A 25,508-nucleotide genomic window follows, 5' to 3' on the forward strand; every position below is an offset into this window, starting at 1 on the left:
TTTCGTACAGACCCTGGCTGGCGGACAGCCTTTAATAGTCTTGGCGAGTCTGTCGATGTAGGATACAAGGCCTTCATTCTAGACATAGCGCCGTCTGGCGCCTAGCTGCCCATGCCCATTCAGAATTCTCCGTACCAAGCCTTTGCCACCCTGCTGAGCACCAGCGGCCATCCCGTCTCGCCTGCCGAACTGCACGGCCTGTTGCTCGGTCGCAGTTGCGCCGGTGCCGGCTTCGAAGCCGACAGCTGGTTGGCCGACGCCGCCGAACTGCTCGAAGGCGAGCCACAAGACAACGTTCGCAACGCCTTGATCGGCCTGCAAGAGATGGTCAAGGGCGAGCTTACCAGCGACGACATGACCGTTGTTCTGCTGCTGCCGACCGACGACGCGCCGCTCACCGAGCGCGCGGCTGCACTGGGCCAGTGGTGCCAGGGCTTCCTTACCGGCTTCGGTCTGACCCGTCGCGAATATGCCTTGAGCACTGAAGCCACTGAAGTGCTGCAGGATCTGGCCGCTATTGCCCAGGTACAGGACGCGCTGGAAGAGTCCGACGACGGCGAAAGCGACTACATGGAAGTGATGGAGTACCTGCGCGTCGCTCCGTTGCTGCTGTTCACCGAAACCAAGAAAACCGACGAAGCGGCTGCCAAACCGTCGTTGCATTAATCGCGTGCCAGGGAAAGCCATCTGCCCATGATTCATATCCCGAAATCGGAATACAGCCGTCGCCGCAAGGCGCTGATGGCGCAGATGGAACCCAACAGCATCGCCATCCTGCCCGCCGCCGCGGTGGCCATCCGCAACCGCGATGTCGAGCACGTCTACCGTCAGGACAGCGACTTCCAGTACATCAGCGGTTTCCCCGAGCCTCAAGCCGTCATCGTCTTGATGCCCGGCCGTGAGCACGGCGAATACGTGCTGTTTTGCCGGGAACGTAATGCCGAACGGGAATTGTGGGACGGCCTGCGCGCCGGCCAGGAAGGCGCGATCCGCGACTTCGGCGCCGACGACGCATTCCCGATCACCGACATCGACGACATCCTGCCGGGCCTGATCGAAGGCCGTGACCGGGTGTACTCGGCCATGGGCAGCAACCCGGAATTCGATCGGCACCTGATGGACTGGATCAACGTGATCCGCTCTAAAGCGCACCTCGGCGCCCAGCCGCCGAATGAATTTGTTGCCCTGGATCATCTGCTTCACGACATGCGCCTGTATAAATCGGCGGCAGAAGTGAAGGTGATGCGCGAAGCCGCACGGATTTCCGCCCAGGCACATATTCGTGCGATGCAAGCCAGCCGTGCCGGTTTGCATGAGTTCAGCCTTGAAGCCGAGCTCGATTACGAATTCCGCAAGGGCGGGGCGAAGATGCCGGCTTATGGGTCGATCGTCGCCGCCGGGCGCAACAGCTGCATCCTGCATTACCAGCAGAATGACGCGGTGCTCAAGGACGGCGATCTGGTGCTGATCGACGCCGGTTGCGAGATCGACTGCTACGCCAGCGACATCACCCGCACCTGGCCGGTCAACGGCAAGTATTCACCGGAGCAGAAGGCGATTTACGAGTTGGTGCTGGCTTCCCAGGAAGCAGCGTTTGCCGAAATTGCGCCGAACAAGCACTGGAATCAGGCGCACGAAGCCACGGTCCGGGTAATTACCGCCGGTCTGGTGAAGTTGGGCCTGTTGCAGGGCGACGTCGACGAGTTGATCGCCAGCGAAGCCTACAAAGCGTTTTACATGCACCGCGCCGGCCACTGGCTGGGCATGGATGTGCACGACGTCGGCGAATACAAGGTCGGCGGCGAATGGCGCGTGCTGGAAGTCGGCATGGCGCTGACGGTCGAGCCGGGCATTTACATTGCTCCGGACAACCAGAACGTAGCGAAGAAATGGCGCGGCATTGGCGTACGCATCGAGGACGACGTGGTGGTCACCAAGACCGGTTGTGAAATCCTGACTAACGGCGTGCCGAAAACGGTCGCCGAAATCGAGGCCTTGATGGCCGCTGCACGGACACAAGCGGCATGAGTCGAGTCAATCTGGCAATCATCGGTGGTGGCCTGGTCGGCGCCAGTCTGGCGTTGGCGTTGCAGGCCGGGGCCAAGGCCCGTGGCTGGAAGATCGTGCTGATCGAACCGTTTGCCCCCGGCGACACGTATCAACCGAGTTATGACGCCCGTTCTTCGGCGCTGTCCTTCGGTGCCCGGCAGATTTATCAACGGTTGGGCGTGTGGCAGGAAATCTCCCGCCGCGCCGAGCCGATCAAGCAGATTCATGTCTCCGACCGTGGGCGTTTTTCCACCGCGCGACTGTCGGCGATGGAAGAGGGCGTTCCGGCGCTGGGTTATGTGGTGGAAAACGCCTGGCTTGGCCAATGCCTCTGGCAAGGGCTGGACAAGGACGTGATCAGTTGGCGTTGCCCGGCGGAAGTCACCCGTATGGAACCGCTGACCGACGGCTATCGCCTGACGCTCAACGATGAAACCATCCTGGAATGCGACCTTGCGGTGCTCGCCGATGGCGGCCGTTCCGGTTTGCGTGAGCAACTGGGGATCGGCATCAAGAAACGTCCGTACAACCAGAGCGCGCTGATCGCCAACATTACCCCAAGTGAAGCGCACAACGGTATGGCCTTCGAGCGTTTCACCGACGATGGTCCGATGGCTTTGCTGCCCTTGCCGGATAATCGCTGCGCCTTGGTCTGGACCCGTTTGGGTATGGACGCGCAGCGGCTGGCAGCCCTTGATGACCGCAGCTTTCTCGGCGAGTTGCAGGGCATCTTCGGCTATCGCCTCGGCACGCTGAAACAGGTCGGCGCACGGCATTTGTATCCGCTGTCGCTGATCGAAGCCGAGGAACAAGTCCGCCCGCATCTGGCGATTCTCGGCAACGCTGCTCATAGCCTGCATCCGATTGCCGGGCAAGGGTTCAACCTGTCGTTGCGTGACGCCCAGGCGCTGGCCGACAGTTTGTTGGGCAGCGAGACATCGCCCGGCGATTTCGCCACCTTGCAGGCCTATCGCGAGCGTCAGCGTCTGGACCAGAGCCTGACCGTGGGTTTTTCCGATCAGGTCACCCGCTTGTTCGGCAGCACCCAGCCACTGGTTTCCCTGGGCCGCAACATCGGGCTGCTCGGCCTCGATCTGTTGCCGCCGGCCAAGCGCTGGTTCGCCCGGCAGGCCATGGGGTTGGGTACGCGTCCCGATGATTAAGCGAAAACCGGGCAGGGTGCACCTCCAAGTCGATATTCATGGCGACGCGGGCACTTGGGTGACGCGAGTCGAGACAAACCTTTACGTGCGGCTCAAGCCGCAAGCGAGACAGGCTTAAAGCATGGAAATGCGCGCAGATCTGCTGATTGTCGGGGCCGGAATGGTCGGCAGTGCCCTGGCGCTGGCGTTACAAAACAGTGGGCTCGAAGTCCTGCTGCTGGACGGTAGCCCCCTGAGCGTCAAACCCTTCAATGGGCAGGCTCCGTTCGAACCGCGGGTGAGCGCCTTGTCGGCGGCCAGCCAGCGAATACTCGAACGCCTGGGTGTTTGGGATGGCATTGCTAGTCGACGCTGCAGTCCTTACACCGACATGCATGTCTGGGACGGCAGCGGCACCGGGCAGATCCATTTCTCGGCGACCAGCGTGCATGCCGAAGTGCTCGGGCATATCGTCGAGAACCGCGTGGTTCAGGACGCTCTGCTCGATCGACTGCACGACTGCGATCTCGGGATGCTGGCGAATGCGCGTCTGGAGCAGATGCGCCGCTCCGGTGACGACTGGCTGCTGACTCTGGCCGATGGCCGCACCTTGCGCGCGCCTTTGGTGATCGCGGCGGATGGTGCCAACTCGGCTGTTCGGCGCCTGACCGGCGTTGCGACTCGCGAGTGGGATTACATGCACCACGCGATCGTTACCAGTGTGCACAGCTCAAAACCTCATCAAATGACCGCGTGGCAGCGATTCACCGACAGTGGCCCGCTGGCGTTTCTGCCGCTGGAGCGGGACGGTCAACAGGATTGGTGCTCGATCGTCTGGTCGACCACGCCGAGCGAAGCCGAACGCCTGATGGCGCTGGATGACGAAGGCTTCTGCAAGGAGCTGGAACGGGCCTTCGAGGGTTGCCTCGGCACGGTGCTCAGCGTCGACCCGCGTTTGTGCGTGCCGCTGCGTCAGCGTCATGCCAAGCGGTATGTGGCTGAAGGCCTGGCGCTGATCGGCGACGCGGCCCACACCATCCATCCGCTGGCCGGGCAGGGCGTGAACCTCGGTTTCCTCGATGCCGCGGTGCTGGCCGAAGTGCTGCTGCAAGCGGCCGCGCGTGGCGAGCGGTTGGCGGATGTGAAAGTGCTCAGTCGTTATGAGCGTCGGCGCATGCCCCACAACCTGGCGTTGATGGCGGCGATGGAAGGGTTCGAGCGACTGTTCCAGGCCGATCCGTTGCCGGTGCGCTGGTTGCGTAATACCGGGTTGAAGATGGTCGATCAGATGCCCGAGGCCAAGGCGTTGTTCGTGCGTGAGGCGCTTGGGTTGATTGGGGATCTGCCGACACTCTCCAAGGCTTGAAATTTTCGCTGAGGTAACTGGCCCCATCGCGGGCGAGCCCGCTCCCACAGGATCTTCAGGGCTCACACATAATGCATTAACACCTGAATACCTGTGGGAGCGGGCTTGCCCGCGATGGCGGCAGACCAGCCACCTCATATCCCAAGCCGTGCAACATCCAGTAACGCCTCCACTCACTGTTCGATTGAGAAGCGAAATGTGAGTCCTTATCATTTGTCCTCACTTCCCCATTCGAGAGACCGCTTCCATGTTGGCACCCAAGCGTCTACTGACTGCACTGGCCCTGACCCTGATTGGCAGCACCGCCGCCCAGGCCGCTGACGAGGTGGTGGTTTACTCCTCGCGTATCGATGAGCTGATCAAGCCAGTCTTCGATGCCTACACCCAGAAAACCGGCGTGCAGGTGAAGTTCATCACCGACAAGGAAGCGCCGCTGATGCAGCGGATCAAGGCCGAGGGCGAAAATGCCACCGCCGACCTGTTGCTGACCGTCGATGCCGGCAACCTCTGGCAGGCCGAGCAGATGGGCATCCTCCAGCCGTTCACTTCCAAGGTGATCGACGCCAACATCCCGTTGCAATACCGTGCGTCCTCCCATGCCTGGACCGGCCTGAGCCTGCGGGCGCGGACCATCGCCTACTCCACCGACCGGGTGAAACCCGGTGAGCTGACTACCTACGAAGCGCTGGCCGATAAACAGTGGGAAGGCCGCCTGTGCCTGCGCACGGCGAAGAAGGTCTACAACCAGTCCCTGACCGCCACCATGATCGAAGTCCATGGCGCCGAGAAAACCGAGAAAATCCTCAAAGGCTGGGTCAACAACCTGTCCACCGACGTGTTCTCCGACGACATTGCCGTGCTGGAAGCGATCAACGCCGGTCAGTGCGACGTCGGCATCGTCAACACTTACTACTACGGTCGTCTGCACAAACAGAAGCCGGACCTGCCGGTGAAGCTGTTCTGGCCGAATCAGGGCGACCGTGGCGTGCACGTCAACCTGTCGGGCATCGGCCTGACCAAACACGCTCCACACCCGGAAGCCGCCAAGGCGCTGGTGGAGTGGATGACCACGCCTGAAGCACAGAAGATTTTCGCTGACGTGAACCAGGAATTCCCGGCCAACCCTGCCGTTCAGCCTTCAGCTGAAGTCGCGAGCTGGGGCAAGTTTGTGGCCGACACCTTGCCGGTGGAAATCGCCGGCAAGCGTCAGGCCGAAGCGATCCGGATGATGGATCGGGCTGGCTGGAACTGAGTCTGTCGATATACTGCGCCACAGAATGAAGTCGGCGGCGTCCCTGCCGGCCTCTGATCATTCCCACGCTCTGCGTGGGAATGCATCCACCGACGCTCCGCGTCGAGGCGTGACGCAGAGCGTCACAAGATGTGTGCCCACGCAGAGCGTGGGCACAATCATTTAAACGAGAGCTTTCCTTGGCCCACCCCGCCCAACGCCGCTGGTATCCCCTGGTCTTCGCCATTGCTGCGCTGGTCCTGCTGCCCCTGAGTGTCCTGCTTCTCTCCTGGCAAACCATCGATCAGCAGATCTGGTCCCACCTGTGGGACACCCAGATGCCGCGACTGCTGGGCAATACCCTCACGCTGGTCCTCGGCGTCGGTTTCGGCGTAACGTTGCTGGGCGTCAGCCTGGCCTGGCTCACCAGCCTCTGCGAATTCCCCGGGCGACGCTGGCTGGATTGGGCGTTGATGCTGCCCTTTGCGATTCCTGCTTACGTGCTGGCATTTGTCTTCGTCGGTCTGCTGGATTTCGCCGGACCCGTGCAAACCTTGCTGCGCGAATGGTTCGGCAGCGGTTTGAGGCTGCCGCGAGTGCGCTCCACCGGCGGTGTGATTCTGGTGCTGGTACTGGTTTTCTATCCCTACGTTTACCTGTTGGCGCGTAGCGCATTCCTGGCCCAGGGCAAAGGCTTGATGGAAGCGGCGCGAGTCCTTGGGCAATCCCCGTGGCAGGCGTTCTGGCGAGTGGCGTTGCCCATGGCACGTCCGGCCATCGGCGCGGGAGTGGCGTTGGCGCTGATGGAAACCCTGGCGGATTTTGGTGCGGTGTCGGTGTTCAACTTCGATACGTTCACCACCGCTATCTACAAGACCTGGTACGGCTTTTTCAGTCTTTCCACCGCCGCGCAACTGGCCAGCCTGTTGCTGTTGGTGGTGATGGTCGTGCTGTATGGCGAGCGCCGTGCCCGCGGGGCCAACCGGGCGAGCAACGAACGGCCACGGGTCAAGGCGTTGTATCACCTGCGCGGGGTCAAGGCGCTGGTGGCCATGAGCTGGTGCGGCCTGGTCTTCGCCTGCGCCTTCGTCATTCCCGTGTTGCAACTGGTGGTGTGGTTCTGGCAACGCGGACGCTTCGATCTGGATGAGCGCTATACCGGATTGATCATCCATACCTTGTACCTGGGCGGCATGGCGGCGTTGATCACCGTCAGTGTCGCTCTGGTGCTGGCCTTTGCCCGTCGATTGGCGCCGACCCGGGCGATCCGCTCCGGCATCAGTCTGGCCAACCTTGGCTACGCCTTGCCGGGCTCGGTGCTGGCAGTGTCGATCATGCTGGCGTTCAGTTACCTGGATCGCGAACTGGTGATCCCGCTGTCGGGCTGGCTTGGCGGCGCGGGCAAACCGTTGCTGTTGGGCAGTCTGTCGGCGTTGTTGCTGGCCTATCTGGTGCGTTTCATTGCGGTGGCCTATGGACCGCTTGAAAGCAGCCTGGCGCGAATACGGCCATCTTTGCCCGAAGCAGCACGTAGCCTTGGCGTCAGTGGGCCACGACTGTTTTTCAAAGTGTATCTGCCGCTGCTGCTGCCAGGCACGTTGAGCGCGGCGTTGCTGGTGTTCGTCGATGTGCTCAAGGAAATGCCCGCGACCCTGCTGATGCGCCCGTTTGGCTGGGACACGCTGGCAGTGCGGATCTTTGAAATGACCAGCGAGGGTGAGTGGGCGAGGGCCTCGTTGCCGGCACTGACCCTGGTGTTGGTCGGGTTGTTACCGGTCATCGGATTGATCCGACGTTCGGCGCATCGAAACACGTAGGTGTCAGTCCTACACCTTGCGGCTACAATGCGCGGCATTCGGTGCGGTCCGTCTTTCAGACCGGGTGGCTGAAACGGCTGAAAGCCTTTTATTTCAAGGCATTTCACCCCGTACAGCGCCTGTCCGCACCTTCGCCACGCCCGGAAGGAGAAACCCATGGGACAGCGTACGCCTCTGTATGACCTTCATCTCGCCCTCGGCGCGAAGATGGTCGATTTTGGCGGTTGGGATATGCCTCTGCATTACGGCTCGCAGGTCGAGGAACACCATCAGGTGCGCCGCGATTGCGGGGTTTTCGATGTATCCCACATGACCGTGATCGATGTTGACGGCCCCCAGGCCAAGGCCTGGCTTCAGTATTTACTGGCCAATGACGTCGAACGTCTGCACAGCCCCGGCCGTGCCTTGTACAGCGCCATGCTCAACGAGCACGGCGGCATCGTCGACGACATGATCGTCTATCGTCTCGAGGACGGTTATCGCCTGGTGGTCAACGCCTCCACCCGCAATCAGGATCTGGCCTGGATGCAGGCGCATCTCGGCGACTTCGAGGTGCAGCTCAACGAGCGCTCCGAGCTGGCGATGCTGGCCATTCAAGGGCCCCACGCCCGGCACAAGATTGCCGAACTGGTGACTCAGTCCCGTGGCACGCTGATTCAGCAGCTCAAATATTTCGAAGGTCAGACTGACGGTGACTGGTTCATCGCGCGCACCGGTTACACCGGTGAGGATGGTCTGGAAATCGTGCTGCCGGCCGATCAGGCACCGGGCTTTTTCAACGATCTGGTGGGCGCGGGTATTTCCCCGATCGGCCTCGGCGCGCGCGATACCTTGCGTGTCGAAGCCGGCATGAACCTCTACGGTCAGGACATTCATCAAGAAGTTTCGCCATTGGCCTCCAACATGGCCTGGAGCATTGCCTGGGAGCCGGCCACGCGCCAGTTCATCGGCCGCAGCGCCCTGGAAGCGGAAAAGGCCAGCGGCGTACAGCACAAACTGGTGGGGCTGGTCCTTGAAGAACGTGGAGTTTTACGGGCGCATCAAGTGGTTCGCATCGCCGATGTTGGCGAAGGGGAGATCACCAGTGGTAGTTTCTCTCCTACGCTTAGCAAGTCGATAGCACTGGCGCGCGTGCCGGTGGCCACCGCCGACCGCGCTGAAGTGGAAATCCGTGGCAAGTGGTACCCGGTTCGAGTGGTCAAACCGACCTTCGTACGCCACGGCAAAACCTTGATCTAACTTTTTTTGGCGGGCAATGACCGCTGACATTTTTCTTGAGGACACAGAACATGAGCGAAATCCCTGTCGACCTGCGTTTTGCCGAAAGTCACGAATGGGCCCGTCTAGACCATGATGGCGGCGTGAAAGTGGGTATTTCAGACCATGCTCAGGAAGCCTTGGGTGACGTAGTGTTCGTTGAGTTGCCGGAAATCGGCAAAGTGTTCGCTGCCGGTGAGGCTGCAGGTGTAGTCGAATCGGTCAAGGCTGCGTCGGATATCTACTCGCCAGTCTCCGGTACAGTCATAGCCGTTAACGAAGAGTTGGCCAACAACCCGGAACTGGTCAACAGCGCGCCTTATGACAGCTGGTTCTTCAAGCTCGAGCCAAGCGATACCTCTGAGCTGAACAACCTGCTCGACCCGGTGGCCTACAAGGCTGCTATTGGCGAGTAATGCTCGCCCCGTGTAGGAGCTGCCGAAGGCTGCGATCTTTTGATCTTGTTTTTTTAAAATCAAGGTCAAAAGATCGCAGTCTTCGGCAGCTCCTACACCGTTCTTGTATGACTCTCAATGGCTCCTCGACAGCGACTGCTATGCTGGTTTGACCGCATTGCATCGACGCCGAGCGCCAGTCAAGAGAGAGCCCGTCATGTCCCAGTTGCCGTCCTTGAGCCAGTTACGCGACTCCAATACCTTCCTGCGCCGCCACTTGGGCCCCGATGCCGCCGAGCAGCAAGCGATGCTCGACAGCCTTGGTCTTGGCAGCCGGGTCGAACTGATCGAGCAGACGGTGCCGCCGGGAATCCGCCTCAACCGGCCGTTGGATCTGCCGCCGGCCCTCGACGAAGAAGCCGCGCTGGCCAAGCTGCGGGGCTACGCCGAGCAGAATCAGGTCTGGACCAGCCTGATCGGCATGGGATACCACGGCACCCTCACGCCGGCCGTCATCCTGCGCAACGTGCTGGAAAATCCCGGTTGGTACACCGCCTATACCCCCTATCAACCAGAAATCGCCCAAGGCCGGCTCGAAGCGTTGCTGAATTTCCAGCAGCTGACCATCGACCTGACCGGCCTGGAACTGGCCAACGCCTCGCTGCTGGATGAAGCCACGGCGGCAGCCGAGGCCATGGCTCTGGCCAAGCGCGTGGCCAAATCCAGAAGTAACCTGTTTTTCGTCGATGAGAATTGCTACTCGCAAACCATTTCCGTGGTGCGGACCCGGGCCGAAGGGTTCGGTTTCGAGCTGATCGTAGACGCTGTGGATAACTTGAAACAGCACCAGGTGTTCGGCGCGCTGCTGCAATATCCCGACACTCACGGTGAAGTGCGCGATCTGCGTCCATTGATCGATCATCTGCATGCCCAGCAAGCCCTGGCCTGTGTGGCGACCGATCTGCTAAGCCTGCTGTTGCTGACCCCGCCGGGGGAGTTGGGCGCCGATGTGGTGTTCGGTTCGTCTCAGCGATTCGGCGTGCCCATGGGTTATGGCGGCCCGCACGCGGCGTTTTTTGCCAGCCGCGACGAATACAAGCGGGCGATTCCCGGGCGGATCATCGGTGTGTCGAAAGATGCGCGTGGCAACGTCGCCCTGCGCATGGCCCTGCAAACCCGCGAGCAACACATCCGTCGGGAGAAAGCCAACTCCAACATCTGCACCGCTCAGGTGCTGCTGGCCAATATCGCCAGTTTCTACGCGGTCTACCATGGCCCGGAAGGGCTCAAACGGATTGCCCAACGCGTTCATCGGCTGACCTGCATCCTCGCCGCCGGACTGGAGCGTCATGGGATCACCCGTCTCAACCAGCATTTCTTCGACACCCTGACCCTGGAGGTCGGTGGCACTCAGACTGCGATCATCGAAAGTGCCCAGGCCGCGCAGATCAATTTGCGCATTCTCGGCCGAGGACAGCTCGGCCTGAGCCTCGACGAAACCTGTGACGAAACCACCGTGGCGAAGCTGTTCGATGTGTTTCTCGGTGCCGATCATGGGCTCAACGTCGACGAACTGGACGCTGAAGCGCTGGCATCCGGCATTCCTGCCGGGTTGCAGCGCAGTACGCCGTATCTGCGTCATCCGGTGTTCAACGCTCATCACAGCGAAACCGAAATGCTGCGTTATCTCAAGCAGCTGGAAAACAAAGACCTGGCGCTCAACCAATCGATGATTCCGCTGGGCTCTTGCACCATGAAGCTCAATGCCACCAGCGAGATGATCCCCATCACCTGGCCGCAGTTCGCCAACCTGCATCCGTTCGTGCCGAAAGAGCAGGTGGTGGGTTATTCCTTGATGATCGAGGAACTGGAGCGCTGGCTCTGCGCGGTCACCGGTTTCGATGCGATCTGCATGCAACCCAACTCGGGCGCTCAGGGCGAGTACGCCGGGTTGCTAGCGATTCGCAAATATCACGAGAGCCGCCATCAGGGCGCGCGGGATATCTGCCTGATCCCGTCCTCGGCCCACGGCACCAACCCGGCTTCGGCGCAGATGGCCGGGATGCAGGTGGTGATCGTCGAGTGCGACGAGGGGGGTAATGTCGATCTGAATGATCTGAAGGAAAAAGCCACGGAGGCGGGGGACAAACTCGCCTGCCTGATGGCGACTTATCCGTCGACTCACGGGGTCTACGAGGAAGGCATCAGCGAGATCTGTGAAGTTATCCACAGCCACGGCGGTCAGGTGTACATGGATGGCGCCAACCTTAATGCGCAGGTTGGATTGGCACGGCCGGCCGACATCGGTGCCGACGTGTCGCACATGAACCTGCACAAAACCTTCTGCATTCCCCACGGCGGTGGCGGACCGGGAATGGGCCCGATCGGCGTTCGGGCGCACCTGGCGCCATTCGTCGCCAATCACCCGGTGGTGCCAATCGAAGGTCCGCTGCCGGAGAACGGCGCGGTGAGCGCGGCACCTTGGGGCAGCGCAAGCATTCTGCCCATCAGCTGGATGTACATCGCGATGATGGGGCCGCAATTGGCGGATGCGAGCGAGGTGGCGATTCTCGCCGCGAATTACCTGGCGCAGCATTTGGCCGGCGCCTTTCCCGTGCTCTACACCGGGCGCAACGAGCGAGTGGCCCACGAATGCATCCTCGACTTGCGACCGCTCAAGGCGCTGACCGGAATCAGTGAAGAGGACGTTGCCAAGCGCCTGATGGACTACGGCTTCCATGCGCCGACCATGTCATTCCCGGTGCCGGGGACGTTGATGGTCGAACCGACCGAGAGTGAGTCGAAGGCGGAGCTGGACCGTTTTATCGGCGCGATGCTGAGTATTCGCGCGGAAATCACCGAGGTGCAGAACGGCAACTGGCCGGCGGAGGACAACCCGCTGAAACGCTCACCGCATACCTTGGCCGACATCACCGGGGTTTGGGAGCGCCCGTACAGCATTGAGCAGGCGGTGACGCCGGATGCTCACACCAAGGCCCATAAGTACTGGCCGGTGGTGAACCGGGTGGACAATGTCTATGGCGACCGCAATCTGTTTTGCGCGTGTGTGCCGGTGGACGAATACCGCTGAAGTAACGGAACACACAAACCCCAATGTGGGAGCGAGCAAGCCCGCTCCCACAATGGATCGCATTTCGGGCAAAAAAATGCCGCTCATGAGAGCGGCATTTTGTTCAGCAACGAACCTTATTTTGAGGCGATGGCATTCTTCGCCAGGATTGCGTTCGCCAGTTCCATGTCCGTGGCTTGCAGGCCAGGGTTATCGGCGCGGACTTTCTGCATGGCAGCTTCCAGGTACGGGCCGCGAATGGCGCCGTCACTGGCGACAAAGCTGCCGGCGTCGTCCTGGGCGGCGACGACCAGCTTGTGATCCCTGGAGGTCAGGTAGGACGTACCGGTGGTGGCACCGGAAGTAAGGACGTTACGCAAAAAGCTGTCATCAGCCATCGCCGAACCGACTTGAAGGGACAACACGGCGAAGGTAGCGACAGCAAGTTTGAGACGCATAAAAGGTGACTCCACTGGGTTTTAACTGCGGGCTTTGATTGCCGATAACCCAATCGAGTTCCGTGACGTTAGTCGGCTCGCTCCACCAGTAAAATCGCCCCTTGCTGGCCGACCACCCGAACACGGCTGCCGGATGCGGAGTCAGGTCCTCGGGCCATCCACACGCCATCGGCGACCTTGATCTTGCCGCGGCCGTCGACAATCGCTTCGCTGACCACGAACACCTTGCCTATCAGCTCTTGTCCGCGCAGGTTCAGATTCGGCTGGTCGCTGACCCGTACCGCACTGCGCTGACGTCTCCACCAGTACAGCGCGGTGAGGATTGAAAAGACCGCAAACAGCAGCACCTGCAATTCCCAGGGCAAGCCCGGTATCACGAACGTCAGCACGCCGACGGCGGCGGCTGCCATGCCGATCCACAACAGATAGCCACCGGCCCCGAATACCTCGAGGATCAGCAGCAGCGTGCCCAAGGCCAACCAGCTCCAGAACGAAAACAGCTCCATGGGCACCGACCTCAGCCTTTCTTGCCGTCGAACGTGGCCTTGACGATTTCGCCAATGCCACCGACTGCGCCGATCATCGAACTGGCCTCGAGCGGCATCAGGATCACTTTGCTGTTGTTGGCCGAGGCCAGTTTGCCCAAGGCATCGATGTACTTCTGCGCAACGAAGTAATTGACCGCCTGCACGTTACCGCCGGCGATGGCTTCGGACACCACTTTGGTGGCTTGGGCTTCGGCCTGGGCCTGACGCTCCCGGGCCTCGGCTTCGAGGAACGCGGCCTGACGGCTACCTTCGGCTTCCAGAATCTGCGCCTGCTTCTTGCCTTCGGCGGTGAGGATCGCCGAGGCGCGCAAACCTTCGGCTTCAAGAATCTGTGCGCGTTTGATCCGCTCGGCTTTCATCTGGCCGGACATGGCGGCCATCAGGTCGGCGGGAGGGCTGATGTCCTTGATCTCGATCCGGGTGATCTTGATGCCCCACGGCGCCGTGGCTTCATCAACGGTGCGCAGCAGTTTTTCGTTGATGTTGTCGCGCTGACTGAGCATCGCGTCCAGCTCCATGGAGCCAAGCACGGTACGGATATTGGTTTGCAGCAGATTGCGGATGGCGTGTTCGAGGTTGTTCACTTCATAGGCAGCCTGGGCGGTGTTGACCACCTGGAAGAAGCACACGGCGTCGATTTGCACGGTGGCGTTGTCGGCGGTGATGACTTCCTGAGGCGGGATGTCCAGCACGCTTTCCATCACGTTGATCTTGCGACCGATGCGGTCCATCACCGGAATGATGATGTTCAAGCCTGGTTTGAGGGTGTTGGTGTAACGGCCGAAACGTTCGACCGTCCATTCAAAACCCTGAGGCACCACCTTGAAGCCCATGAAAAGAATGGCCACGGCCAGCGCGACGAAAAGAATCAGTGCAATACCCATAACGGTCCCTGTCCATCTGGTGGAGTTACGATGGCCAGAGTGTAGGGCAAAAGGCCTGCAGTGTTGTGTTCGACTTGGGGCTTTATATGTCTGAACGCGCGCTACCGGAACTATTGCCTACTTCTGCTCACTCTGCGGCGTCACTCGCAACACCTCTTCGATCGTGGTCAAACCCGCCGCCACTTTCTGCGCCCCCGACAGCCGCAAACTGCGCATGCCTTCCTTGAAGGCCTGACGGCGGACCGCCAGCAAATCGGTATCAGGGTTGATCAGCGCTTTAATACCGTCAGTCAGCTGCATGATTTCGTACACCCCGGCGCGGCCGCGATAACCGGTTTCGCGGCATTCCAGGCAGCCGATGGCGCGTTGTGCGTTACCTGGCAGTGGCGCTTGCCAAGGCCGGGTCAGGGTTTGCCAGTCGTCCTCGCCCAAAGTTAATGGCGCCTTGCAATGCGGGCAGAGGGTCCGGACCAGACGCTGAGCCATGACCCCGAGCACCGTGGCCTTGATCAGGTAATGCGGCACGCCGAGTTCCAGCAGGCGGCTGATGGCGCTCGGGGCGTCGTTGGTGTGCAACGTCGACAACACCAAGTGGCCGGTGAGTGCCGCTTGAATCGCCATTTCGGCGGTTTCGAGGTCGCGGATCTCGCCGATCATGATGATGTCCGGGTCTTGCCGCATCAGCGCACGCACGCCGGCGGCAAAGGTCAGGTCGATGTTGTGCTGGACCTGCATCTGATTGAACGCCGGTTCGACCATTTCGATCGGGTCTTCAATGGTGCAGAGGTTGACCTCCGGCGTCGCCAGTTTCTTCAGGGTGGTGTACAGCGTGGTGGTCTTGCCTGAACCGGTCGGCCCTGTTACTAGAATGATGCCATTGGGCTGGCGGGTCATGTCTTGCCAGCGACGCAGGTCATCGGCGGAAAAACCCAACTGATCGAAGTCCTTGAGCAGCACTTCCGGGTCGAAGATCCGCATGACCATCTTCTCGCCGAACGCCGTCGGTAATGTCGACAGCCGCAGCTCGACTTCGCCACCATCCGGGGTTTTGGTTTTGACCCGGCCGTCCTGGGGTTTGCGCTTTTCCGCGACGTTCATCCGCCCCAGGCTTTTCAGGCGACTGACGATGGCCATGGTCACCTGCGGCGGGAATTGATAGACGTTGTGCAGCACGCCGTCGATGCGAAAGCGCACCGTGCCTTGCTCGCGCCGGGGTTCGATGTGGATATCGCTGGCCCGTTGCTGGAACGCGTACTGGAACAGCCAATCGACGATGTTGACGATGTGTGCGTCGTTGGCGTCCGGCTCCTGGTCGCTGGCGCCGAGGTTGAGCAACTGTTCGAAGTTGCCCAGGGTGCTTGTTTGTTGATCAGCGTTGGTGGCGCCGGTGACCGATTTAGCCAGGCGGAAAAACTCTACGCTAAAGCGCTGGATGTCCACCGGGTTGGCCACCACGCGTTTGATCGGCAGCTTCAACACGTGGGTCAGGTCAGCTTCCCAGCTGCTGACAAAGGGCTGGGCGCTGGCCACGGTGACGGCGTCGCGGTCGATGGACACCGCCAGAATCTTGTGGCGTTGGGCGAAGGCATAGGACATCAACGGCGTAATAGCCGCGACATTGATTTTCAGCGGGTCGATGCGCAAGTAAGGCTGACCGGCCTGCTGAGACAGCCAGAGCGTCAGGCTTTCCAGATCGAGGTGTTTGCCGGGACGGCTGAGGTCGTCCAGGTGTTGGCTGGCGATGAATTCCAGCGGGTGCTGCTGACCATTTATGGCGTGACGGCGGCGGGCGTTGAGCGCGTGTTCGGCCGAATCCTGGCTGATAAAGCCTTGGGCGACCAATTCACGCAGCAAATCATTGAGGTCCAGCCAGCGGTCCTGAGTGGCGAGTTGAACGGACATGCGGGCTCCTTATGAACAACCGTTCGCAAAGGATAGCCGCGCACCCGCAGACCGTTGGGCCACTACCCGACCAAGACGTGTCGGGTTTTTTCAGCCTGCCGCCTGAACCGACTCTCCCCACGCAGAATCAGCCGCTTGCAGGTTCACCGAGCAGACGCTGATCAGGTTACGTAATTTTTCCGCGATCACTTGAGCACGGTGCCAGCTCAGGCCGTCCATGACGATGTCGATCGACAGCAGATCGTCCATGCGCTGCACGTTGACCTGCTGCGGCGTCAGAAACTGCAAGGCGAACAAGTTGAGCGCCCGACACAGCAGATCCGGCTCGGCCTCGGCCAGTAATTGATAGTGAACGCGGCAGTGGGCGTTGCTGACGTTCCAGACATCGGCACGGGCGGGCGGGGTGTTCACGGCTTCTAAATGCGGCATGGTCCGGTCTCCAAAATCACTGGAGGAATTTTTACATTCGGTGCCGGACATTTCTTATCTATGATTGGGCTTATTGACCATTTATCGAATCGATCAATTCGATTTAGTACCAACTATAGGTTTTTCTATGCACAGCGAGCTGGATGGCTACGACCGCAAGATTCTCGCGTTGCTGCAAGAGGACGCTTCGCTCTCCAGCGCGCAGATCGCCGAACAGGTGGGGCTCTCGCAGTCGCCGTGCTGGCGGCGGATTCAGCGGATGAAAGAGGAGGGGATCATTCGCGGTCAGGTGACGTTGCTTGACCGCAAGAAAATCGGCCTTAACACGCAGATTTTCGCCGAGATCAAACTCAACGCCCACGGACGCTCGAACTTCACTGAGTTTACCGAGGCGATTCGCGGCTTTCCCGAAGTGCTGGAATGTTATGTGCTGATGGGGTCGGTGGATTTCTTGCTGCGGATCGTCACGGCGGACATCGAGGCTTATGAGCGCTTCTTCTTCGAGAAGCTGTCGATGGTGCCGGGGATTCAGGAGGTCAACTCGATCGTGGCGTTGTCGGAAATCAAGTCGACCACCAGTTTGCCGGTGTTGCGCTGAGCCAAGTCGTGCGGTGAGTGTGAGGGCCTCATCGCGGGCAAGCCCGCTCCCACAGTATTTTGTGTTGAAACACGATGCGCGTTCCAACATTGATCCCTGTGGGAGCGGGCTTGCCCGCGATGGCGGTCTTACATACGCAGGAGCATCTTCCAGGCGCGATTCTGATACACCGCAATCGCCTGGTGCTTACGCGCATCCAGCGATTCATCGGTGATCGGCTCGTTGGCCAGTTGCGTCAGTTTGTTCAGCTCACCATACAGGCGATCCATTTCCGGGATCTCCAGCACGCCGCGGGCATGGTGCAGCCAGGACTGGATGCGCTCGATACGCGGCAGCTGCTCGGCCAAGTCTTCCGGCTGTTGCTGGTAACGCTGCAATTGCAGCGAGTTGGCTTCTTCGCCCAGCATGCGCGGCAGCCAGCTGCCCAGTTGTGCAGCACCCTGGCGATTGCCGCGGGTGTTGCGATCGGCGGCCCAGGTGCGGGCCAGCAACCAGCGCGAGGTGTTCAGGGAAAACAGGCCCCAGCGCACGTCTTCCAGTTCTTCGAGGAATTGCTCCGGCGCGGCTTTGCGCACGTCTTCGTCGTCCAGGCCGGCTTGTACCAGCGGGCGCCAGTCTTCCAGCAGGGCATCCAGCGCGACCCGCAGATCGTGAGTCGACTGACGCGGTGCGGCCTGACCGAGGCTGCTGATCAGCGCGCGCATTTCAGCGAGGTTCTCGACCCAGTCCTGCAACAGGCGCCAGTGGCCATTGAAGCGATATTGCTCGGCCAGACGCTGGCTGCTGCTCAGCAAATGCCAGCTCAACGCGGCGAACGCATCGTCCAGCGGCATTTCGGCGGTGATCTGCGGCGCCGGCAAGCTCAGCGAGTAGCTGTTGGCGTCGAACAGGCGATAACCGCGTTCGGCCTTGCTGATGTCACATGGCATCAGCGCCAGGGTCGCGGCCAGTTCTGCGGCCAGTTCCAGCAGTGCGGCCGGTTCGCCTTCGCGCAGCTCCAGTTCCAGCTCGCAGATTTCTTCTTTCTGCTTGCCGACTACTACGTGGCCCAGGTCCAGCGCGGCTTCGATGACCACTTTGGTCTTGCCACGGCCCCAAGCGATTTCCGCGCGTTCGCGAACGAAATCGGTGGTGAAGATGGCTTTCAAGGATTTCTTGTCCAGCTCGGCCAGCTCTTCGGGCCAGCATTCACCGTCGAGTTTCTTCACGTCGAGTTTGGCTTTGGGCAGGGACCAGTCGTACTCGTGACGCTCGGACAGACCGGCGACACTCTGGCCACGGGTCTTGAGGGTCTGAATCACTTCTTCGCCATCGCGGCGCAGGCGCAGGGCAACCTTGGCGCGGGCCAGGTCGCGCTCAGGCGTGTCGAAGTACTGGTTCATCAACTCACGGCGTTCCCAGCCACTTTTGTTGCGTTTTTTCAGTAACGGGTGCTCGCGCAGGGCGGCGAGGGTTTCGCGGCTGACGCGGAGTTTGATTTCGGTTTCTTTCTGCATGGCCGGAAAATCCAGGATCGGGAGCGCAGCCGGGGGAATGTGTGGCTGCCAAGGTCGTGCAGTGTACAGGACTCATCCGAGATAGGGTCTGTTGACGCTTGGTGACGAGCCGCGACGGGCCCCACTTGGCGCAGGGCTGCGTTGCTCGGAACTTATTTGGGGCGACCAAACCACGTTCCTCGCGCCTTGCCCTGCACCAAGTGGGTCTCCGTCGCGGCTCGTCACCAAGCGTCAACAGACCCTACGCGCCGTAGCGGTTTATTCCTGTCGCCGGATGGTTCTATGATGGACTTCAATTCGGGAGTGTTGGGAGTCAGCGATGCCTTTGCCGTCCATGAAAGATCAGTTCGCTGCGCTGATCGCCGCGCCGTCCGTCAGCTGTACCCAACCCAGCCTGGATCAAACCAATCGGCCGGTCATCGACTTGTTGGCGACATGGCTCGGGGACTTGGGTTTTGCCTGCGATATCCAGCAGGTCAGCCCCGGTAAATTCAATCTGCTGGCCAGTTTTGGTTCCGGCCCCGGCGGCCTGGTGCTGGCCGGTCACAGCGATACGGTGCCGTACGACGAGGCGTTGTGGCAGACCGATCCGCTGAAACTGACGGAAGTGGACGGTCGCTGGGTCGGCTTGGGCAGTTGCGACATGAAGGGTTTTTTCGCCCTGGCCATCGAAGCCGTCAAACCCTTGCTCGACCAACCGTTCAAGCAACCCTTGCTGATCCTCGCCACCTGCGATGAAGAAAGCTCGATGTCTGGCGCTCGCGCTCTGGCCGAAGCCGGTCGGCCATTAGGTCGCGCGGCGGTGATCGGCGAGCCGACCGGGCTGAAGCCGGTGCGGATGCACAAAGGCATCATGATGGAACGCATCGACATCCTCGGCCAGAGCGGCCATTCCTCCGACCCGCGCCTGGGCCACAGCGCCCTCGAGGCCATGCACGATGCCATCGGCGAACTGCGCGGCTTGCGCCTGGCGTGGCAGCGCGAGTTCCGTAACCTGCAGTTCAGCGTGCCGCAACCGACGATGAATTTCGGCTGCATTCACGGGGGTGACAATCCCAACCGAATCTGCGGCCAGTGCTCGCTGGAGTTCGACTTGCGTCCATTGCCAGGCATGGACCCCAAAGCCTTGCGCGCGGCGATTTTGCAGAAGCTCAACCCGATTGCCGAACGGCATCAGGTGAAGATCGATTACGCGCCGCTGTTCCCCGAAGTGCCATCCTTCGAGCAGGCTGAGGACTCGGAATTGGTGAGGGTCGCCGAAAAGCTCACCGGCCATCGCGCCGAAGCAGTGGCGTTCGGCACGGAAGCGCCTTATCTTCAGCGTCTTGGTTGTGAAACATTGGTATTGGGGCCGGGTGATATCGCCTGCGCACACCAACCGGGGGAATACCTCGAAATGTCACGTTTGCAGCCTACCGTGCATCTATTACGACAACTGATTGAACATTACTGCCTGACGCCGGCCAAAACGACGATGCCAGTGTAGGAGCGTGTATAAATTGCCGATGTCCCAACCCGTATTCATGAGGAGAGCGCGCGTGTCGCCAAGCCTGTTCCGACGATAACCATCAGCCCGCTGTGCGTTTACTGCTTTACCCTTTTTTCGGCTGCTATTTATTACAGGCCCAGGTTCATGCCCGAATACGTCAATTGGCTTCGTCACGCTTCGCCTTACATCAACGCCCACCGCGATTGCACCTTCGTCGTCATGCTGCCCGGCGACGGCGTGGAGCACCCGAACTTCGGCAACATCGTCCACGACCTGGTGCTGCTGCACAGCCTGGGCGTGCGTCTGGTGCTGGTTCACGGTTCGCGTCCGCAAATTGAAACCCGCCTCGCTGCTCGCGGCCTGACCCCGCATTACCACCATGGCATGCGCATCACCGATGCGGCGACGCTTGAGTGCGTGATCGATGCGGTCGGCCAACTGCGTATCGCCATCGAAGCGCGACTGTCCATGGACATGGCTTCATCGCCGATGCAGGGTTCGCGCCTGCGGGTGGCCAGCGGCAATCTGGTGACTGCACGGCCGATCGGCGTACTTGAAGGTGTCGACTATCACCATACCGGCGAAGTGCGCCGGGTCGATCGCAAGGGCATCAATCGCCTGCTGGACGAACGCTCCATCGTGCTGTTGTCGCCGTTGGGTTACTCGCCGACCGGTGAGATCTTCAACCTCGCTTGCGAAGATGTCGCTACCCGCGCGGCTATCGATCTGGGGGCGGACAAGCTGCTGCTGTTCGGTGCCGATCTGGGCTTGATCGATGAAAATGGTCGTCTGGTTCGCGAATTGCGTCCGCAACAAGTGCCGGCGCATTTGCAGCGTCTGGGCAACAATTATCAGGCCGAGCTGCTGGATGCGGCCGCTGAGGCGTGCCGGGGCGGGGTGGCGCGCAGTCACATCGTCAGCTACGCCGAAGATGGCGCGCTGTTGACCGAACTGTTCACCCGTGACGGTGGCGGTACGCTGGTGGCCCAGGAGCAATTCGAAGTTGTGCGCGAGGCAGCCATCGAGGATGTCGGCGGTTTGCTGGACTTGATCAGCCCGCTGGAAGAGCAAGGCATTCTGGTACGCCGTTCCCGCGAGGTGCTGGAGCGTGAGATCGAGCAGTTCAGCGTGGTCGAACGCGAAGGCATGATCATCGCCTGCGCGGCGCTGTATCAGATCGCCGATTCGGATGCTGGGGAGTTGGCGTGTCTGGCGGTGAACCCGGAGTACCGCCATGGCGGTCGCGGCGATGAACTGCTGGAACGCATCGAAACCCGCGCCCGGGCACAAGGACTGAAAACCTTGTTCGTGCTGACCACCCGGACGGCCCACTGGTTTCGTGAGCGGGGCTTCGTGCCAAGCAGCGTCGAACGCCTGCCGTCGGCGCGGGCGTCGCTTTACAACTACCAGCGTAATTCGAAGATCTTCGAAAAAACGCTCTGACTGGGTGGCTGTCTGTGTTGGCTTTTGTGGCGAGGGAGCTTGCTCCCGCTGGGCTGCGAAGCGGCCCCAAAACCAGTAAACGCGTTATGACTGATTCACCGCGTCGTCGGGTTTGGGAGTCCTCCGGCCTCCAGCGGGAGCAAGCTCCCTCGCCACAGGTTTTGCGTGTCATTCAGTGACGTATTTAGCGCTGACATAGGGCGAATAATCCGGCAGCACCGTCTCGACCTTCCCTTGCTCCTTCAAGAACTTCGCCGTCTCGCCAATCGCCTTGGCTGTGCCGCCATCGAGCAGCGCGGTGGTCTGTTGTGCCTTGGCATCCGGGAATGCGGAACCGGCCAGTAGCTCCGTCACATCGGCGGCATTGGCACCGGTCAATTTGGCGATTTTCTGTACGGGTACCGAATCGGCGGTCCAGCTGTCTTTATGGGCGGCATAGTCGGCGAATGAGTCCAGGGTGACCTTGGCAAATCGGGCCACGACTTCTGGATGCTTCTCGGCGAAATCCTTGCGAGCGACCCACACCTCGAAGGTCGGCGCGCCCCATTGGCCGACCTGCCCGGCGTCGGTCAACGTCTTGCCGGTCTTGCGGATCTCCCCCAACGCCGGCGACCAGACAAACGCGCCATCGATGTCGCCACGCTTCCAGGCCGCGGCGATTTCCGCCGGTTGCAGGTTCACCACTTTGACTTTCGAGGCGTCCAGGCCCCAATGCTTCAGCGCGCCGAGCAGGCTGTAATGGGAGGTTGAAACGAAGGGCGTGGCGATGGTCTTGCCGATCAGATCTTGCGGTTTATCAATGCCGCTGCCATTGCGCACCACAAGGGCTTCGGCAGCGTTGATCTGAGCCGAAACAATGAACGCGACAATCGGCAGGTTACGCGAAGCGGCTGCCGCCAGCGGGCTTGAGCCGAGGTTGCCAATCTGCACATCACCGGACGCAATGGCGGTGACCACTTCCGGGCCACTGTTGAAACGACGCCAATCGATTTTCTGGCCAATGGTTTTCTCGTAAACACCATCAGCCTGAGGGACTTTGCTCGGGTCGATACCGGTTTGATAACCGACGGTAAGAGTCGCCGCGTGAGCGGAAAAAGAAAATATCAGCGATACACAAACTGTAACAAATTGACTAGATAGTGCGCGTTTGGCCATCATGGCGTCGCCTTTTCGAAAGTGATTGACGTATGGGGAGTACGCCAACGCTAATCGATCTAAAAAAAGGCCAATAAATACCATTTAGGAATTAGCTTATGAGCCGATACCTTTTGTCCCGGTTCGGATCATTGCTTGAGAGCTATATTCCTAAATGGCATGAAAAAGAATGAAATAATTCTTTTTGGGTTTATGAGGAAATCATTACCCTGCAGGGACCAAATCACTGCGGTTAGACCTTGGTCGTAGACACACATGGTTACGATTGACTTGTTAGTCACGGTCTGGCGCTAATCGCGCATCTGTGGATCTGGGGCGTTAGACCCGAGACCAAAGAACACAAAAATTAGAACGAGAGGAGCGAAACAATGAAGAAGTCCATCTTGGCCCTGGCTGTGGCCGTAGGGGTTTTGGCGCAGCAGGCAGGCGCCGCCGGTTTCATTGAAGACAGCAAGGCGTCCGTCAGTTCCCGTACCCTGTACTTCGATAACGATAACCGCGAAGGCGGTTCTGACCAGCGCGAAACGGCCACCGGCCTGAAGTTCGACTACAAGTCCGGCTTCACCCAAGGCGTCGTAGGTTTTGGTATCGACGCCCAAGCCCTGGTCGGTATCCACCTCGATGGCGGCAAAGGTCACCACCCGGATACCAACACCTTTGTTCCAAGCGACACCGACGGTTCGGCCGTACACAACTGGAGTCGTCTGTCTGGCAACGTAAAGGCGCTTTTCTCGAAAACCGAGGCTCACTTAGGTGGTGCCCTGGCGCCTAACCTGCCAATTCTGGTGGCCAGCGATGGTCGTCTGCTGCCGCAAACCTTTGAAGGTGGCACCATCACCTCCAAGGAAATCGACAACGTAACCTTCAATGCCGGTCAGTTGGAGCACGCCGTTGGCCGTGCGGGGACTAACAGCACAGGCCTGGCAGTGAGCGGCGGTACTGAGGAAAGCAACCAGTTCCGTTACGGTGGTGCGGACTGGAAAGTCACCAAAGACCTGACCCTGCAGTACTACTACGCCAACCTCGAAGACTATTACAAGCAGCACTTCCTGGGCGCGGTACACGTTTTCCCGATCAGCGAAAACCAGTCGTTTAAAACTGACTTGCGTTACTTCGACAGCAGCTCGGATGGCCGCAACGGTGACGCCGGCTATCGGTTCAACAACAACGGTGGCTATGCCAAGACCCCGGGCGAGGTCGATAACAAGACCTGGAGCGCCATGTTCACTTATACCCTGGGTGGCAGCGCCTTCCTGTTGGGTCACCAGCAAGTCGGCGATGACGGTGGCTTCGTCTACCTGAACCAGGGTAGCCTTTTGAATGACAGCGGTCGTAACGAAGGGGCTGGCGGCTCAAGCTTCTATCTGTTTACCGATAGCATGATCCATCAGTTTGTCCGCGCAGGTGAGAACACCACGTTCGGTCAATACTCGTACGACTTCACCGCCTTGGGCGTTCCGGGCTTGAAGGCTGCAATTGCCTACCTCCACGGTGACGACATCAAATCCGCCACTGGCGGAAGCGATTCGTCCGAGTGGGAACGCGACATGCGCCTGGACTACGTTGTCCAGCAAGGCCCTCTGAAAGGCTTCGGCACTACTCTGCGTCACGGCACCTACCGTGGCAGCAGTACCGGTATCGCTGACCAGGATCAGACTCGCTTGATCTTCAACTACACTTACAGCTTCATGTAAGACGTAGAAAAAAAGCCCCGCCCGGCATCACGCCGGGCGGGGCTTTTGCGTTTTCAAGGCGGGCTCACCCCCGTAAACCCCCCTTGAAATTCCCCTCTTTTGCAGCAACTCAAGGCCTTCTCGAACCTTGTCGGCGATGTTCGTCCTCATGTGCATTCAGGTCCAGTGAACAGATATTTAATATTCACTTCAGATCTAAATAAATCGATATTTATTCTTTTTAATTAATATCGAACGCAGGCACAGTTGAACTCAACAAGCACTCACAAGGAGCAGCACCATGAGCCTCAGACTTGGCGATATCGCCCCCGATTTCGAACAGGATTCCAGCGCCGGCACTATCCGTTTCCACGAATGGCTGGCCGATAGCTGGGGCGTGTTGTTTTCCCATCCGGCGGACTTCACGCCGGTGTGCACCACCGAGCTGGGCTTCACCGCCAGGCTCAAGGATGAATTCGCTCAACGCGGCGTCAAAGCCATCGCCCTGTCCGTGGATCCGGTGGACTCACATCACAAGTGGATCGAGGACATCAACGAAACCCAGAACGCCATCGTCAACTTCCCGATCCTCGCCGATGCGGACCGCAAAGTGTCCGACCTGTATGACCTGATCCATCCGAATGCCAACGACACCCTGACCGTACGTTCGCTGTTCGTGATCGATCCGAACAAGAAGATTCGACTGACGATTACTTACCCGGCGAGTACCGGCCGTAACTTCAATGAAATCTTGCGGGTGATCGATTCGCTGCAGCTCACCGACAACTACAAGGTGGCCACCCCGGCCAACTGGCAGGAAGGTGATGAAGTCGTGATCGTGCCGTCGCTCAAGGACGAAGACGAAATCAATCGACGTTTTCCCAAGGGGTATCGTGCGGTGAAGCCGTACCTGCGTCTGACGCCGCAACCGAACAGGTAATCATCCGAATTTTGCGGAGTGGCTGAAATCGCTATCGCGGGCAAGCCCGCTCCCACAGTGGATTGGGGGAGGGTCAGAAATGTGTGGCAGACCTAAAACCCTGTGGGAGCGGGCTTGCCCGCGAAGGCGGCAGACCGGCCAGTGAAAATTTCATGTCATCCACAAA

General features: G+C 60.0%; 21 protein-coding genes and 1 pseudogene. 15 read left to right on the forward strand and 7 right to left on the reverse strand.

Annotation, left to right across the window (positions count from 1 at the left end):
* The first annotated feature begins 111 nt into the window (after positions 1-111).
* The 10 genes and pseudogenes from JFU11_RS16445 (at position 112) to gcvP (ending at position 12,348) form a co-directional block, all read left to right on the forward strand.
* A complete protein-coding gene (locus JFU11_RS16445; protein WP_008012538.1) occupies positions 112-666 on the forward strand; it encodes a YecA family protein in 555 nt (184 codons plus the stop codon).
* A 27-nt stretch (positions 667-693) separates the two neighbouring features.
* Positions 694-2,028, forward strand: a complete 1,335-nt coding sequence (pepP, locus tag JFU11_RS16450; protein ID WP_201061330.1) for a Xaa-Pro aminopeptidase — start codon at positions 694-696, stop codon at positions 2,026-2,028.
* On the forward strand, positions 2,025-3,212 hold the full coding sequence (ubiH, locus tag JFU11_RS16455) for a 2-octaprenyl-6-methoxyphenyl hydroxylase (RefSeq protein WP_201061332.1): 1,188 nt from the start codon (positions 2,025-2,027) through the stop codon (positions 3,210-3,212). Before pepP ends, ubiH begins: the two co-directional genes overlap by 4 nt.
* 22 nt (positions 3,213-3,234) lie before the next feature.
* Positions 3,235-3,330 (forward strand): annotated as a pseudogene (locus JFU11_RS28125) (tetrameric acyl-CoA thioesterase); the annotation flags it as partial.
* Between the two features lie 9 nt (positions 3,331-3,339).
* A complete protein-coding gene (locus JFU11_RS16460; protein WP_201121329.1) occupies positions 3,340-4,557 on the forward strand; it encodes a 2-octaprenyl-3-methyl-6-methoxy-1,4-benzoquinol hydroxylase in 1,218 nt (405 codons plus the stop codon).
* Positions 4,558-4,804: 247 nt separating this feature from the next.
* Complete coding sequence (locus JFU11_RS16465) at positions 4,805-5,809, forward strand: extracellular solute-binding protein (RefSeq protein WP_123360961.1); 1,005 nt, start codon at positions 4,805-4,807, stop codon at positions 5,807-5,809.
* Between the two features lie 179 nt (positions 5,810-5,988).
* Positions 5,989-7,605, forward strand: a complete 1,617-nt coding sequence (locus JFU11_RS16470) for an iron ABC transporter permease (protein ID WP_201061336.1) — start codon at positions 5,989-5,991, stop codon at positions 7,603-7,605.
* A 156-nt stretch (positions 7,606-7,761) separates the two neighbouring features.
* Positions 7,762-8,844, forward strand: coding sequence for a glycine cleavage system aminomethyltransferase GcvT (gcvT, locus tag JFU11_RS16475; RefSeq protein WP_123720288.1), 1,083 nt, complete (start codon positions 7,762-7,764; stop codon positions 8,842-8,844).
* 50 nt (positions 8,845-8,894) lie between these two features.
* Positions 8,895-9,278, forward strand: coding sequence for a glycine cleavage system protein GcvH (gene gcvH, locus JFU11_RS16480; protein WP_038980852.1), 384 nt, complete (start codon positions 8,895-8,897; stop codon positions 9,276-9,278).
* A 196-nt stretch (positions 9,279-9,474) separates the two neighbouring features.
* Positions 9,475-12,348, forward strand: coding sequence for an aminomethyl-transferring glycine dehydrogenase (gene gcvP / locus JFU11_RS16485; protein ID WP_201061337.1), 2,874 nt, complete (start codon positions 9,475-9,477; stop codon positions 12,346-12,348).
* 116 nt (positions 12,349-12,464) lie between these two features.
* Here gcvP and JFU11_RS16490 read toward each other — a convergent pair whose 3' ends face one another.
* The 5 genes from JFU11_RS16490 to JFU11_RS16510 form a co-directional block, all read right to left on the reverse strand.
* A complete protein-coding gene (locus JFU11_RS16490) occupies positions 12,465-12,785 on the reverse strand; it encodes a DUF2388 domain-containing protein (protein ID WP_007899427.1) in 321 nt (106 codons plus the stop codon).
* Between the two features lie 68 nt (positions 12,786-12,853).
* Positions 12,854-13,291: an NfeD family protein gene (locus JFU11_RS16495; RefSeq protein ID WP_201061339.1), complete on the reverse strand. Its 438-nt coding sequence runs from the start codon at positions 13,289-13,291 to the stop codon at positions 12,854-12,856.
* A gap of 11 nt (positions 13,292-13,302) precedes the next feature.
* Entirely contained in the window at positions 13,303-14,217 is a 915-nt protein-coding gene (locus tag JFU11_RS16500; protein ID WP_123720291.1) for an SPFH domain-containing protein, read from the reverse strand.
* Positions 14,218-14,334: 117 nt separating this feature from the next.
* Positions 14,335-16,119, reverse strand: a complete 1,785-nt coding sequence (locus JFU11_RS16505; RefSeq protein WP_123720292.1) for a GspE/PulE family protein — start codon at positions 16,117-16,119, stop codon at positions 14,335-14,337.
* 90 nt (positions 16,120-16,209) lie between these two features.
* Positions 16,210-16,548: a hypothetical protein gene (locus JFU11_RS16510; RefSeq protein ID WP_123720293.1), complete on the reverse strand. Its 339-nt coding sequence runs from the start codon at positions 16,546-16,548 to the stop codon at positions 16,210-16,212.
* A 127-nt stretch (positions 16,549-16,675) separates the two neighbouring features.
* Between JFU11_RS16510 and JFU11_RS16515 the strand changes: the two genes are divergently transcribed.
* The gene (locus JFU11_RS16515) at positions 16,676-17,146 is read left to right on the forward strand and encodes an Lrp/AsnC family transcriptional regulator (protein WP_018927598.1); all 471 of its coding nucleotides are present in this window, start codon (positions 16,676-16,678) and stop codon (positions 17,144-17,146) included.
* A gap of 128 nt (positions 17,147-17,274) precedes the next feature.
* Here JFU11_RS16515 and JFU11_RS16520 read toward each other — a convergent pair whose 3' ends face one another.
* Positions 17,275-18,642 (reverse strand): CYTH domain-containing protein, encoded by a 1,368-nt coding sequence (locus tag JFU11_RS16520; RefSeq protein ID WP_201061342.1) that lies wholly within the window; start codon positions 18,640-18,642, stop codon positions 17,275-17,277.
* A 319-nt stretch (positions 18,643-18,961) separates the two neighbouring features.
* On the opposite strand from JFU11_RS16520, the gene argE reads away from it, so the two are divergent.
* Together argE and argA are read left to right on the forward strand one after the other, a co-directional pair.
* A complete protein-coding gene (argE, locus tag JFU11_RS16525; RefSeq protein WP_123720294.1) occupies positions 18,962-20,128 on the forward strand; it encodes an acetylornithine deacetylase in 1,167 nt (388 codons plus the stop codon).
* A 147-nt stretch (positions 20,129-20,275) separates the two neighbouring features.
* Positions 20,276-21,574, forward strand: coding sequence for an amino-acid N-acetyltransferase (gene argA, locus JFU11_RS16530; RefSeq protein WP_123360972.1), 1,299 nt, complete (start codon positions 20,276-20,278; stop codon positions 21,572-21,574).
* 168 nt (positions 21,575-21,742) lie between these two features.
* On the opposite strand, the gene tauA is transcribed toward argA, so the two are convergent.
* Entirely contained in the window at positions 21,743-22,732 is a 990-nt protein-coding gene (gene tauA / locus JFU11_RS16535; protein WP_201061344.1) for a taurine ABC transporter substrate-binding protein, read from the reverse strand.
* Positions 22,733-23,097: 365 nt separating this feature from the next.
* Here tauA and JFU11_RS16540 point away from each other — a divergent pair, with 365 nt between their 5' ends.
* Both JFU11_RS16540 and JFU11_RS16545 read left to right on the forward strand, forming a co-directional pair.
* Positions 23,098-24,423, forward strand: coding sequence for an OprD family outer membrane porin (locus tag JFU11_RS16540; protein WP_201061346.1), 1,326 nt, complete (start codon positions 23,098-23,100; stop codon positions 24,421-24,423).
* 280 nt (positions 24,424-24,703) lie between these two features.
* A complete protein-coding gene (locus tag JFU11_RS16545; RefSeq protein WP_201061348.1) occupies positions 24,704-25,342 on the forward strand; it encodes a peroxiredoxin in 639 nt (212 codons plus the stop codon).
* The last annotated feature ends 166 nt before the right edge of the window (positions 25,343-25,508 follow it).

It is taken from the genome of Pseudomonas sp. TH37, from assembly GCF_016650735.1.
GTDB classification, from domain to species: Bacteria; Pseudomonadota; Gammaproteobacteria; order Pseudomonadales; family Pseudomonadaceae; genus Aquipseudomonas; species Aquipseudomonas farris.